This is a genomic window from Pelagibius marinus, from assembly GCF_014925385.1.
GTDB lineage: Bacteria > Pseudomonadota > Alphaproteobacteria > Kiloniellales > Kiloniellaceae > Pelagibius > Pelagibius marinus.
The window spans coordinates 207,337-220,545 of the sequence record NZ_JACSDK010000016.1; the positions used below are offsets into that span (position 1 = coordinate 207,337).

The window sequence follows — 13,209 nt, forward strand, 5'->3', positions numbered from 1 at the left end:
TGACGTGACCGTATTGAGGTTCCCCCGTCTTAGAGACCTGAAGTTGCGCACCAAGATCCTGGGTCTTGTATCGGTGCTTTTGCTGATTGTGGTGATCAACGGCGGGATCACTCTTTGGAAGCTGAACCTCATCGGTGCCGAGATCGCGGACGTCGCGGAACTGGACGTGCCGCTGACCCGGCTCGTCACCGAGGTCACCGTGGCCCAGCTGGAGCAGAACACCCGTTTCGAGCGTGCGCTCAACTCCGCTTCGGATCTCTCTGAGACAGCGGCTGAGCGTCCTGCCTTCCAAGAGGCTCGGACAAGTTTCGCGGCCTTCGGCGAGAAGGCGGAGGAGGCGCTTGCCGCGGCCTCCGATCTTGCCCGCCGGGCTACGGCGATGTCGCACAGCGACGCGCAGCGTGAAGAGTTTGCGAGCATGGTGGTCCGGCTGCAGAAGATCGGCGAGGCGCACCAGAACTATCAGGCCCATGTCGAGGAAGCCCTGGAGCATCTCTTCGCGGGAGAGTTGGCCGGCCTTGAGGACGCGATCGCCAAGACCGAGCATGAGCAGGACGCGCTGGAGCAGGAACTGACTTCCGTGCTGGAGGAACTGGGCCGCTTCACCGACGACGCAGCACACCAGGCTGAAGCCGACGAACAGAGGGCCATGGTCCTGCTGAGTGTGGTTTCGGTCATCGGTCTGGTCCTCGGCATCGGCCTGGGCGTCCTCATGAGCGGGGCCTTGACGCGCCCGCTGGCCCGCGCCGTCGCCACGGTGAGAGCCCTGGCCAAGGGCGACACCTCCGTCGAACTGAAGGTCGAGTCCAGGGACGAGGTCGGCCAGCTTGCCGAGACCATCGAGGTGTTCCGCCAGACGACCATCAAGGCCAACGCTCTCGCCGAACAGCAGAAGGCCGAAGAAGCCAAGCGGACCAAGCGTTTGGAGCGCCAGGCTGAGCTGACGCGGGAATTCGACGAAAAGATCGGCATTGTGCTGAAGACGGTTTCCGCCGCGGCCGTGGAGATGCATTCGACGGCTGAATCGCTGAGCTCGACGGCCGAGGAAACCTCGGCCAGCGCGCGCACGGTCGCCGCCGCCTCCCAGGAGGCCTCCGCCAACGTCCAGACCGTTGCCGCGGCGACCGAGGAACTCTCCACCGCGATCACGGAGATCAGCAGCCAGGTCGCCCAGTCCAGCTCGGTCACCCAGGACGCCGCCTCACAGGCGGTCGATGCCGATCGGGACATGAAGCATCTGGACGAAGCCGCCGGACACGTCAGCAAGATCATGGAGCTGATCCAGGACATTGCCGAGCAGACCAATCTGCTGGCCCTCAACGCCACCATCGAAGCGGCGCGGGCGGGAGAAGCCGGCAAGGGCTTCGCCGTCGTGGCCCACGAGGTGAAATCCCTGGCGACCCAGACGGCCAAGGCCACGGAGAACATCGCGCAGCAGATCGGGGATATGCAGACCGCGACCGGCAGTGCCGTGCAGCGCCTCAAGGGCATCACCCAGACCATCGCCAGCATCAACGAGGTTTCCACCTCCATCGCCTCGGCGGTCGACCAGCAGACGGCGGCAACCCAGGAGATCGCCCGCAATGTCGAACAGGCCGCCTCGGGCACCGAGGATGTCGACAAGAACATCTCTGCGGTGTCGGATGCCGCGACCGAGACCGGCAAGTCCGCCAAGGACGTCCTGGAAGCTGCGGAACAGTTGTCGCGCCAGGCCGACGCCATGCAGGGCGAGGTCCAGACCTTCCTGAACGGCATCCGGGCCCTGGACGAGGTCGGCGCCGCCTGAAGGAGGCCCATCTGGCCACCCCTCTCAGGTGTATACGAACAACTATTTATAACTTTTTAAGCGAATTTGCCTTTATATCCCACCACCTAGCGGCGACTTGATGCCGTCATAGGGTGGACGGGGGATAGTTCAGATCATGCGATTTCTTGTAATTCTGGCGGCAGTCACCTTGGTGGCAGGCGCCGGCGCCGACACGGCCTGGGCCGCGGTCAGCCAAGCCGAGTTGGAGGCCCTGCGCCAGGAATTGGCGGCCGGCCTGGAAACGCAGCAGAACAACCTAAACCACGTCTGGACAATGGTCGCGGCGGCCCTGGTCTTCCTCATGCAGGGCGGTTTCCTGTTGCTGGAAGCCGGCATGGTGCGTTCCAAGAACTCCATCAACGTGGCCCAGAAGAACATCGCCGACTTCATCATCGCCGGCTGCGCATTCTATTTCCTGGGCTTCGGCCTGATGTTCGGGCCGTCCTTCGGCGGCTGGCTGGGTTTCGAGATGCCGTTCTGGAACCAGCGGGACGACTGGGACTTCACCTTCTTCGTCTTCCAGCTCGTGTTCTGCGGCACCGCGGCCACCATCCTTTCCGGCGCGGTGGCCGAGCGCATGCGCTTCAGCGGCTACCTCATCGCCGCGGTCTGCGTCGCCCTGTTCATCTATCCGGTCTTCGGCCACTGGGCCTGGGGCAACCTGCTGATCAGCGACAATCCCGCCTGGCTGGCCGACATGGGCTTCATCGACTTCGCCGGCTCCACCGTGGTCCACTCCGTGGGCGGCTGGATCGGCCTGGCCGCCATCGTCGTCGCCGGCGCCCGCATCGGCCGCTTCGACGATGACGGCAACGCGCTGCCCATCCACGGGCACAGCGCGGTGCTGGCCACCATGGGCGCCATCGTCCTCTGGGTCGGCTGGATCGGCTTCAACGGCGGCTCGACCACCGCGGGCACGCCGGCCTTCGCGCACATCATCTCCAACACCATCCTCTCGGCCTGCTTCGGCGGCGCCGTGGCCATGATCCTGGGCCGCCTCCACGACGGCCTGCACCGGCCGGTCTGGCCGATCAACGGCGTCCTCGCCGGCCTGGTCGGTATCACCGCGGGCTGTGACGTGCTGGATACCTTCGGCGCGATCATCATCGGCCTGACCAGCGGCATCGTCGTTGTCTATGCCACCATGTTCATGGAGCGCCGCCTGAAGCTGGACGACGCGGTCGGCGCCGTGGCCGTCCATGGCGTCTGCGGTGCCTGGGGCACCGTCCTGCTGGCCGCCATCATGCCCGCCGAGCACCTGGGCGAGGCCGGCCGCCTGGCCCAGATCGGCGTTCAGGCGCTGGGCGTCGCGGCGGCCTTCGTCTGGTCCTTCGGCAGCGCCCTGGTGATGTTCAAGCTGATCGACGCAACCATCGGCCTGCGCGTCTCCGCGGCCCACGAGCTGGAAGGCCTTAACTCGGCCGAACACGGCACCACCCTGGGCACCGGCCTGCTGCAGAAGGCCCTGGAAGACCTGGCCAACGGCAACGCCGACATGGGACGCCGCCTGGACGAGACCACCGGTGACGAGGCGGCGGAGCTGGCCTACTCCTTCAACCGGCTGATGGCCAAGCTGGAGGAGATGATCGACGGTATCGCCGCCGGCGCCCAGCGCCTGGTCGTCGCTTCCGACGACCTCAACAGTACCTCGCAGCAGCTGACGAACAGTTCCCAGGGCATGCTGTCGCGCGCCGAGGTCGTCTCCCAGGCGACCGAGAGCGTCTCCGGCAACGTGACCAGCATGGCCAATGCCGTCAGCGGGGTGAACGACAACGTCACCGACATCTCCGGCAATGCCGCCGAGGTCTCGGAGCACATGGCCGTGGTCTCGGCGGAGGTGCAGAACATGGCCGGCGCCATGCAGGCGATCGCGTCCAGCGCCCACGAGGCCAAGGAAATCGCCGATACCGCCGTCGACAGCGTCACTCAGGCCACCGGCACCATCAGCACCCTGGGCGAGGCGAGCGATCGCATCGGCGCCGTCCTGGAAGCCATCCGCCGCATCGCCAAGCAGACCCGGATGCTGGCACTGAACGCCACCGTGGAGGCCGAGCGCGCCGGCGAGGCGGGCAAGGGCTTCGCCGTGGTGGCCGGCGAGGTGAAGCGCCTGGCCGACGACACCGCCAGCGCCACCGAGCAGATCGAGGATCGTGTCGCGGAAATCCGCGGCGGCACCCACCAGGCGGTCGACGCCATCGCCGCCATCAGCAGCATCATCGACCAGGTCAACCAAGCCATCGTCGGCATTTCCGGCTCGGCCGACGCCCAGATCGAGGTCAGTCAAACGATCTCCGGGCGGGTGGCCGACGCCGAGAGCCGCGCCGGGCGCATGGCCGAGCGCATCCGCGAGGTGGCGGACACCGCGCGCGCGGTCTCCGACGAGGCCCTGCGCGCCGCCGACGGCACCCGCTCGGTGACCGCAGACCTGGCCGAGGTGAAGCAGGCCGCTTCCCAGACCAGCAAGGGCGCCTCGACGGTCAGCGAGGCCAGTGCCGATGTCTCCTCCATCGCCGACCAGCTGCGCGACGCGGTAGGGCGCCTGGGCAGCGCCGGACGCTTGGCGGAGCCGGCGGAGTGAGCCCGGCGGCGGGCTGAACACCGCTTATTCACCGCCTTCTTGCCGGCCGGCGCCGCTCGCCGGTCGACAATCCCTCCCGGCTCGCCTATAGGTCTGGCGCAAGTGTCCGTCCCGCCGGGGCAACGCCAAGAGGGCGGCCCGGCGGGGACGATGAACCCTAAGAACGCCGAGAGGGCCATGACTGCAATCATCGATATTCAGGCCCGGGAAATCCTGGATTCCCGGGGCAATCCGACCGTTGAAGTGGACGTCACCCTGGAAAGCGGCGCCTTCGGCCGCGCGGCCGTGCCCTCCGGCGCCTCGACCGGCGCCCACGAGGCCGTCGAGCTGCGCGACGGCGACGCCAAGCGCTACGGCGGCAAGGGCGTCCTCAATGCGGTGGACGCGGTCAACCACGAGATCTTCGACGTGCTCTCGGGCCTGGACGGCGAGGACCAGGTCCACGTCGACCAGACCCTGATCGAGCTGGACGCCACGGCCAACAAGGCGCGGCTGGGCGCCAATGCCATCCTCGGCGTCTCCCTGGCGGTGGCCAAGGCGGCGGCGGAGGAGGCGGGCCTGCCGCTCTACCGCTACGTCGGCGGCACCTTCGCGCGGACCCTGCCGGTGCCGATGATGAACATCGTCAACGGCGGCGCCCACGCCGACAATCCGATCGACATCCAGGAATTCATGATCATGCCGGTCGGCGCCGAGAGCTTCGCCGAGGCGGTGCGCATGGGCTCCGAGATCTTCCACGCCCTGCGCAAGGGCCTGAAGGACGCCGGCCACAACACCAACGTCGGCGACGAGGGCGGCTTCGCCCCCAATCTGGCCTCCACCGACGAGGCCCTGGGCTTCGTCGCCCGCGCCACCGAGGCCGCCGGCTACAAGCTGGGCGACGACGTCATGCTCGCCCTCGACTGCGCCTCCACCGAGTACTTCAAGAACGGCAAGTACCTGCTGGCCGGCGAGGGCAGGGAACTGGAGCCCGGCGCCATGGTCGACTATCTGGCCGACCTCTGCAGCCGCTATCCGATCCTCTCCATCGAGGACGGCATGAGCGAGGACGATTGGGAGGGCTGGGCGGCCCTGACCGAGCGCCTGGGCGGCGAGGTCCAGCTGGTCGGCGACGACCTCTTCGTCACCAACCCGGTACGCCTGCGCGACGGCATCGAGAAGGGGGTGGCCAACTCCATCCTGGTGAAGGTCAACCAGATCGGCACCCTGAGCGAGACCCTGGAAGCGGTGGAGACCGCCCACTGCGCCGGCTACACGGCGGTCATGTCGCACCGCTCCGGCGAGACCGAGGACGCCACCATCGCGGACCTGGCGGTGGCCACCAACTGCGGCCAGATCAAGACCGGCTCGCTGTCGCGCTCAGACCGCCTGGCCAAGTACAACCAGTTGATCCGCATCGAGGAAGAGCTGGACACCGCCGCGACCTACGCCGGCCAGTCCATCCTGCGCGGCTGATGGCCAATTCTCCGATGGGTTCCGGGGCTTGCCCCCGGGGCCCGGGGGCGTCAGCAGAGGGCTCCTTAGCGGCTTGATTCCCGCGCCCAGGTTCAATAGCCGACTCCGGTTTTGAGTCCAAAACGCGAACTTCAGGGCTTCCGAGTCGTTTTTTGAATCTATTTGGAATCTTTGACTCTTTTTGCCTTGACCGAGCGAATCGGGATGTGATTCGCTCCGGGCATGAAGTTGCTTCGCGAAATAAAGTCAAGGGCCCGTCAGGCGGCGCCGCAGGTGCTGGCCGCCTGCATGGTCGCTTACTTCGCCTACCACGCCCTGCACGGCGACCGGGGCTTCTATGCCTGGATCATGCTGAAACAGGAAAAGGCCCAGACCGAGGCGGCGGCTGAGCGCATCGCGGCGCGGCGCGGCGAACTGGAGCACCGTGTCGGCCTGCTGCGCCGCGACCACCTGGATCCGGACTTGTTGGAGGAGCGTGCGCAGGCGATCTTGAACTACGGCCTGCCTAGCGATCATATTATCTTTCTGGACGCGGATCTCAGGCGCTCCGGCGGCACGCCCTAAACAGAGCGGCTACCGGCGAGCGGATTGCTTAACTTATTTCGCGTTTATTCATATTTTTGTTATGTAGTTCAACGCGTTAACCACGATTGATCAACTCCCAGCGATAGGCTAGAGTGCAGTTCGAGAGGCGGCCTCGGACCGCCTCCTTTTGCTTTGCGCGAAGGCTGGGAGTCTCCTGATGGCAAACACCAAATCGACGGGCACGCGTGGCGGCGGCAAACGTAAGGCGGCCGCGGCGCCGCCGAAGGCCAGCGTCGAGGATCTGCAGCAATATTACCGCGACATGCTGCTGATCCGGCGCTTTGAGGAGAAGGCCGGCCAGATGTACGGCATGGGCCTGATCGGCGGCTTCTGCCACCTCTATATCGGCCAGGAGGCCGTGGTCGTCGGGATCCAGGCGGCCATGGGTCCGAAGGACACGGTCCTGACCTCCTACCGCGACCACGCCCACATGCTGGCCTGCGGCATGGATCCCAAGGGGGTCATGGCGGAGCTGACCGGCCGCGAAGGCGGCTACTCCAAGGGCAAGGGCGGCTCCATGCACATGTTCAGCCACGAGAAGCGCTTCTACGGCGGCCACGGCATCGTCGGCGCCCAGGTCCCGATCGGCACCGGCTTCGCCTTCGCCCACCGCTACCTGAACGAAGACGCGGTTTCCATCACCTATCTGGGCGACGGCGCGCTGAACCAGGGCCAGGTATACGAATCCTTCAACATGTCCGCCCTCTGGTCACTGCCCGCGGTCTACGTGATCGAGAACAACAAGTACGGCATGGGCACCTCCACCGAGCGCTCCTCGGCCAAGTCCACCGAGCTCTACCATCGCGGCCAGGCCTACGGCATTCCCGGCGTCCAGGTCGACGGCATGGACGTGCTGGCGGTGCACGAGGCGGCGGAGAAGGCGCTGGGCCACGCCCGCTCCGGCAAGGGCCCCTACATCATGGAGATGCTGACCTACCGCTACCGCGGCCACTCCATGTCCGACCCGGCCAAGTACCGCTCCAAGGAAGAGGTGCAGAAAGTGCGCCAGGAGCGCGATCCCATCGAGCGCCTGCGCGGTATCATGATCGAGCGCAAGGTCATGGACGAGGCCAAGCTCAAGGAGCTGGACAAGGAAGTGAAGGCCATCGTTTCCGAGGCCGCCGACTTCGCCCAGACGAGCCCGGAGCCGGACGTGTCGGAGCTCTATACGGATGTTTACGTCGGCGCCTGACGGGGCCTGACGAAAGAAGAGATCAGCGCGGGGCCTTGGCCCTGAATGAATTCCCGGAGGGGATATGCCAATCGAAGTTCTCATGCCGGCTCTCTCGCCCACGATGACCGAGGGCAAGCTGGCCAAGTGGCTGAAGCAGGAAGGCGACGAGGTATCGTCGGGTGACATCCTGGCCGAGATCGAGACCGACAAGGCGACCATGGAAGTGGAAGCTGTCGATGAAGGGGTGCTCGGCAAGATCATGGTGCCGGAAGGCACCGACGCCGTGCCGGTGAACCAGGTGATCGCCGTGCTGCTGGAGGACGGCGAGGACGCCTCGGCGATCTCCGAGGCGCCCAAGCCGGCTGAAGCCAAGCAACCGGACCCGCAGGCCAAGGAAGCGCCCAAGGAGGAGTCCGGCAGCGCCCACGCCGCGCCGCCGAAGGAACCCTCGCCGGAGGCTGAGCCGGAATGGACCGGCCCCACCGTCAAGCTGACGGTGCGCGAGGCCCTGCGCGACGCCATGGCCGAGGAAATGCGCGCCAACGAGCGGGTCTTCCTGATGGGCGAGGAGGTCGCGGAATACCAGGGCGCCTACAAGGTCAGCCAGGGCCTGCTCGACGAGTTCGGGGCGCGGCGCGTCGTCGACACACCGATCACCGAGCACGGCTTCGCCGGCCTGGGCGTCGGCGCGGCCATGTACGGCCTCAGGCCCATCGTCGAGTTCATGACCTTCAACTTCGCCATGCAGGCGATCGACCAGATCATCAACTCGGCGGCCAAGACCCACTACATGTCCGGCGGCCAGATCTCCTCGCCGATGGTGTTCCGCGGGCCGAACGGCGCCGCCGCGCGGGTCGCGGCCCAGCACTCCCAGTGCTACGCCTCGTGGTACGCCCACGTGCCGGGCCTGAAGGTGGTCTCGCCCTATTCGGCGGCCGACGCCAAGGGGCTGCTGAAGTCGGCCATCCGCGACGACAATCCGGTGATCTTCCTGGAGCACGAGATCCTCTACGGCCAAAGCTTCGACGTGCCGGACAGCCCCGACTGGACCGTGCCGATCGGCAAGGCGCGCATCGCGCGGCCGGGCAAGGACGTCACCATCACCGCCTTCTCGATCATGGTCGGCAAGGCACTGGAGGCGGCGGAGAAGCTGGCGGAGGAGGGTATCGACGCGGAGGTTATCGACCTGCGCAGCCTGCGTCCCCTGGACAGCGAGACCATCATCGCCTCGGTGCAGAAGACCAACCGCCTGGTGACCTGCGAAGAGGGCTGGGGCTACGCCGGCATCGGCTCCGAGGTCGCCTCGGTGGTCATGGAGCAGGCCTTCGACTGGCTCGACGCGCCGGTGAAGCGGGTCTGCGGGGTCGACGTGCCGATGCCCTACGCCGCCAACCTGGAAGCCCTGGCGCTGCCGCAGGCCGACACCATCGTCGCCGGCGCCAAAGAAGTCTGTTACCGCGGCTGAGCCCGGCGGGGGAGGAATAGCGACATGCCGATCAATATCCTGATGCCGGCGCTTTCGCCGACCATGACCGAGGGCACGCTTGCCAAGTGGCTGGTCAAGGAAGGCGACGAGGTCACCTCGGGCGACGTCATCGCCGAGATCGAGACCGACAAGGCGACCATGGAAGTGGAAGCCGTCGACGAAGGCACCGTCGGCAAGATCATGGTGGCCGAGGGCACTGACGGGGTACCGGTGAACAAGGTCATCGCCGTGCTGCTGGAGGAGGGCGAGGACGCCTCGGCCATCTCCGAGGCGCCGGAGGCCCCGGCACCGAAGGCCGCCGAAACCGAAGCGGCAAAGCCCGCGTCCTCCGGCAACGGCACCACGCCGCCTACGGTCAATCCCCAGGTCACCGATGCCGTGACCCAGGCCCCCGCGGCGCCCTCCGGTCCCGAGGGACGGATCTTCGCCAGCCCGCTGGCCCGGCGCATCGCCAAGGACAAGGGCGTCGATCTCGCCGCGGTAAAGGGCAGCGGCCCGCACGGCCGCATCGTGAAGGCCGACGTCGAGGCCGCGCAGCCTGGTGCCGCGCCGGCCGCCGCACCGGCGGCTGCCGCCGCGGCTCCCGCGGCCGCGGGGCCCCAAGCGACTGGTCCGGGCGCCAAGGCGCCGGGCGGCCTGCTGGGGATGACCTATACGCAGGAGCCGCTCAGCGGCATGCGCAAGACCATCGCCAAGCGCCTTACCGAGTCCAAGCAGCAGGTGCCGCACTTCTACCTGACGGTCGACTGCGAGCTGGACGAGTTGCTGAAGGTGCGCAAGGAGCTGAACAGCCGCTCCGATGCCTACAAGATCTCGGTCAACGACTTCGTCATCCGCGCGGTTGCCCTGGCCTTGAAGCAGGTGCCGGCGGCCAACGCCTCCTACGACGAGTCCGGCCTGCTGTTCTACGAGCACGCCGACGTCTCGGTCGCCGTGGCGACGCCCTCGGGCCTCATCACGCCGATCATCAAGGCCGCCGAAGGCAAGGGGCTGGCGACCATCGCCAACGAGATGAAGGACCTCGCGGGGCGCGCGCGCGACGGCAAGCTGAAGCCCGAGGAGTACCAGGGCGGCACTTTCTCCGTCTCCAACCTCGGCATGTTCGGCATCAAGGAGTTCTCCGCCGTCATCAACCCGCCGCAGGGCTGCATCCTGGCGGTGGGCGCCGGCGAGCAGCGTCCGGTGGTCAAGGACGGCGCGCTGAGCGTGGCCACGGTGATGAGTTGCACCCTTTCGGTCGACCACCGCGTTGTCGACGGCGCGGTGGGGGCTCAGTTCCTGTCGGCCTTCAAGAAGCTGATCGAGGATCCGCTTTCCATGCTGCTGTAGCGGCGGCCACCCTATAGGGGGAACGACCCATGCGAAGCCTCTCCGCCCTTCTGCTCGTCTTCTGCCTGGCCACGCCGGCGGCCGCCGAACCGGTGGACGACGTCAAGGAGAGCTTCCTCACCTACAAGACGGCGATCCTGGAGGCGGACGGCGCGGCGGCGGCCAAGGTGGTGACGCAGAACTCCCGCGACTACTTCCGCGACCTGGCCGACCAGGCCCTGACGCTGGACCGTGCCGGACTGCATGATATCCACCTGACCGACCGGCTCTACGCCATGCTGCTGCGCCACAAACTGGACCGCAGCCGACTGCAGCAGATGTCCGGCGGCGAGGTCGTCTCCTACGCGGTCGACAACGGCTGGATCGGCCGCAACGGCGCCTCGCAGCTCCGCCTCGGCCACTACGAGATCGAAGGTGACCATGCCAACGGCACCATCCTCAGGCCCGACGGCCTGAAGAGTCCTTTCAGGATGGAGTTCGTCAAGGAAGACGGCCGCTGGCTGCTGGACCTCGTCGCGCTGATGAAGCTGACGCGCACCGCCTTCGAGTATGCCGTCCAACAGTCTGGCCTCAGCGAGGACGAGTTCGTCCTGCTGATGCTGGAGCAGGGCACCGGCGTGAAACCCGGCCCGGAGATCTGGAGCCCGCCGTCGTGAAGCTGCGTCTCGTCATCGCAGCCTTGGTGATGCTGTTGGCTGCTCCGGCCGTGGCGCAGTCGGACCCGGCGGCGGTGCAGGAGAGCTTTGCCGCCTACAAGCAGGCCCTTATCGACGGGGACGGGGCCAAGGCCTCGGCGCTGACCTCTTCCGACACCCACGCCTTCCTGAAACAGACCCTGGACCGGGCGCTGACCATGGAAGCGGCTGAGGTGCAGGCGCTGCCGCTGCTCGACCAGATCTCGATCCTCATGCTCCGCCACAACATGAAGGCCGAGCAGCTGCGCGAGATGAAGAACGGCGACCCGGTCGCCTACGCGGTGGACCATAAGTCCTTCGACATGAACGAGGTGGAGAAGCTGGAAGCCGCGGAGTTCACCGTCACCGGCAGTCAGGCCCAGGCGCCGATCTCCAACCTCAAGGGCTCGCCGATCCCGGTCAACGTGTACTTCAAGGAGGAGGAGGGCACCTGGCGCTTCGACCTGCTGTCCTCCATCGCGCCTTTCCGCGCGGTCTTCGACGCCCAGGCCGGCTTGCTCGGCGCCTTGAAGACCAAGGACGGCAACAGCGGCGCCGTGCCCTTGATCATCCATCTCATCACCGGCCGCGCGCCGGATCCGAACATCTGGAATCCGCCGGGCTGAAGGCCGGCGAAAGGGAGAACTTCTGTGGCTGATACCAACTTCGATCTCATCGTCGTCGGCGGCGGGCCGGGCGGCTACGTGTCGGCGATCCGCGCCGCGCAGCTGAAGATGAAGGTCTGCGTGGTGGAGCGCGCGCACCTGGGCGGCATCTGCCTCAACTGGGGCTGCATCCCGACCAAGGCGCTGCTGCGCTCGGCGGAGATCTACGAGTACATGCAGCATGCCGACGCCTACGGGCTCTCGGCCGAGAAGGTCGGCTTCGACCTCGCCAAGGTTGTGCAGCGCTCGCGCAGCGTCTCCAAGCAGCTGAACGGCGGCGTCGGACACCTGCTGAAGAAGAACAAGGTCACGGTGGTCGACGGCGAGGCCAAGCTGAACGGACCCGGCAAGCTGGTCGTGACCAAGGACGGCAAGAAGGTCAGCGACCTGACCGCCAAGCACGTCATCCTGGCGACCGGCGCGCGCCCGCGCGCCCTGCCGGGGATCGAACCGGATAAGAAGCTGATCTGGACCTACTTCGAGGCCATGGTGCCCGACGCCATGCCCAAGTCGCTGCTGGTCATCGGCTCGGGCGCCATCGGCATCGAGTTCGCCTCCTTCTTCCACTCCATGGGTGCCGATGTGACGGTCGTCGAGGTCCTGCCGCAGATCATGCCGGTGGAGGATGAGGAAATTTCCAAGCTGGCGCGCAAGCAGCTGGAGAAGCGCGGCCTCAAGATCATGACCGAGGCCAAGGTGACGGCGGTGAAGAAGGGCTCGAACAACGTCACCGCCACCGTCGAGGACAAGGCCGGCAAGAAAAGCGAGATCACCGTCGACCGTGTGATCTCCGCCGTCGGCGTGCAGGGCAACATCGAGGACATCGGCCTGGAGACCACCAAGGTGAAGACCGACCGCGGCTGCATCGTCATCGACGACTACGGCCGCACGGCCGAGCCGGGCATCTACGCCATCGGCGACGTGGCCGGCCCGCCTATGCTGGCCCACAAGGCCGAGCACGAGGGCGTCATCTGCGTCGAGAAGATCGCCGGCCTCAACGACGTTCACCCCATGAAAAAGGAGCAGATCCCCGGCTGCACCTACTGCCATCCCCAAGTGGCCAGCGTCGGTTTGACCGAGAAGAAGGCCAAGGAGGCCGGCTACCAGGTGAAGGTCGGGCGCTTTCCCTTCATCGGCAACGGCAAGGCCATCGCGCTGGGCGAGCCCGAGGGCATGGTGAAGACCGTCTTCGACGCCAAGACCGGCCAGCTGCTGGGTGCCCACATGGTGGGGGCCGAGGTCACCGAGCTGATCCAGGGCTACGTGGTGGCCATGGGCCTGGAGACCACCGAGGCCGAGCTGATGCACACGGTCTTCCCGCATCCGACCCTCTCGGAGATGATGCACGAGTCGGTGCTTGACGCCTACGGCCGCGTCATCCACATGTAGTTGGAGGAAAGGACCGTCGGGTCTCCAAATGGATGCAGCGCTCTATATGCTTTTGGGCCTTGGCGGG

General features: G+C 66.6%; 10 protein-coding genes. All 10 read left to right on the plus strand.

Features of this window, described 5'->3' with window-relative positions; translation table 11 throughout:
- Window positions 1-43: 43 nt before the first annotated feature.
- Entirely contained in the window at window positions 44-1,786 is a 1,743-nt protein-coding gene (locus H7X47_RS20505; protein WP_193370611.1) for a methyl-accepting chemotaxis protein, read from the plus strand.
- A 136-nt stretch (window positions 1,787-1,922) separates the two neighbouring features.
- On the plus strand, window positions 1,923-4,385 hold the full coding sequence (amt, locus tag H7X47_RS20510) for an ammonium transporter (RefSeq protein ID WP_193370612.1): 2,463 nt from the start codon (window positions 1,923-1,925) through the stop codon (window positions 4,383-4,385).
- A 177-nt stretch (window positions 4,386-4,562) separates the two neighbouring features.
- Window positions 4,563-5,840 (plus strand): phosphopyruvate hydratase, encoded by a 1,278-nt coding sequence (gene eno, locus H7X47_RS20515; protein ID WP_193370613.1) that lies wholly within the window; start codon window positions 4,563-4,565, stop codon window positions 5,838-5,840.
- Between the two features lie 222 nt (window positions 5,841-6,062).
- Window positions 6,063-6,404: an FtsB family cell division protein gene (locus H7X47_RS20520; RefSeq protein WP_193370614.1), complete on the plus strand. Its 342-nt coding sequence runs from the start codon at window positions 6,063-6,065 to the stop codon at window positions 6,402-6,404.
- Between the two features lie 178 nt (window positions 6,405-6,582).
- Window positions 6,583-7,617, plus strand: coding sequence for a pyruvate dehydrogenase (acetyl-transferring) E1 component subunit alpha (pdhA, locus tag H7X47_RS20525; protein ID WP_193370615.1), 1,035 nt, complete (start codon window positions 6,583-6,585; stop codon window positions 7,615-7,617).
- Window positions 7,618-7,681: 64 nt separating this feature from the next.
- A complete protein-coding gene (locus tag H7X47_RS20530) occupies window positions 7,682-9,064 on the plus strand; it encodes a pyruvate dehydrogenase complex E1 component subunit beta (RefSeq protein WP_193370616.1) in 1,383 nt (460 codons plus the stop codon).
- A 24-nt stretch (window positions 9,065-9,088) separates the two neighbouring features.
- Window positions 9,089-10,414, plus strand: a complete 1,326-nt coding sequence (locus H7X47_RS20535) for a pyruvate dehydrogenase complex dihydrolipoamide acetyltransferase (RefSeq protein ID WP_193370617.1) — start codon at window positions 9,089-9,091, stop codon at window positions 10,412-10,414.
- A 29-nt stretch (window positions 10,415-10,443) separates the two neighbouring features.
- Entirely contained in the window at window positions 10,444-11,070 is a 627-nt protein-coding gene (locus H7X47_RS20540) for a hypothetical protein (RefSeq protein ID WP_193370618.1), read from the plus strand.
- Window positions 11,067-11,714 (plus strand): hypothetical protein, encoded by a 648-nt coding sequence (locus tag H7X47_RS20545; RefSeq protein ID WP_193370619.1) that lies wholly within the window; start codon window positions 11,067-11,069, stop codon window positions 11,712-11,714. Before H7X47_RS20540 ends, H7X47_RS20545 begins: the two co-directional genes overlap by 4 nt.
- Before the next feature lie 24 nt (window positions 11,715-11,738).
- Complete coding sequence (lpdA, locus tag H7X47_RS20550; protein ID WP_193370620.1) at window positions 11,739-13,142, plus strand: dihydrolipoyl dehydrogenase; 1,404 nt, start codon at window positions 11,739-11,741, stop codon at window positions 13,140-13,142.
- Window positions 13,143-13,209 lie beyond the last annotated feature (67 nt).

Excerpts from the sequence above, each read along its gene's own strand:
- amt (WP_193370612.1), top strand. The coding sequence starts at position 1,923 with ATGCGATTTCTTGTAATTCTGGCGGCAGTCACCTTGGTGGCAGGCGCC.
- eno (WP_193370613.1), top strand. The coding sequence starts at position 4,563 with ATGACTGCAATCATCGATATTCAGGCCCGGGAAATCCTGGATTCCCGG.
- H7X47_RS20520 (WP_193370614.1), top strand. The coding sequence starts at position 6,063 with ATGAAGTTGCTTCGCGAAATAAAGTCAAGGGCCCGTCAGGCGGCGCCG.
- pdhA (WP_193370615.1), top strand. The coding sequence starts at position 6,583 with ATGGCAAACACCAAATCGACGGGCACGCGTGGCGGCGGCAAACGTAAG.
- H7X47_RS20530 (WP_193370616.1), top strand. The coding sequence starts at position 7,682 with ATGCCAATCGAAGTTCTCATGCCGGCTCTCTCGCCCACGATGACCGAG.
- H7X47_RS20535 (WP_193370617.1), top strand. The coding sequence starts at position 9,089 with ATGCCGATCAATATCCTGATGCCGGCGCTTTCGCCGACCATGACCGAG.
- H7X47_RS20540 (WP_193370618.1), top strand. The coding sequence starts at position 10,444 with ATGCGAAGCCTCTCCGCCCTTCTGCTCGTCTTCTGCCTGGCCACGCCG.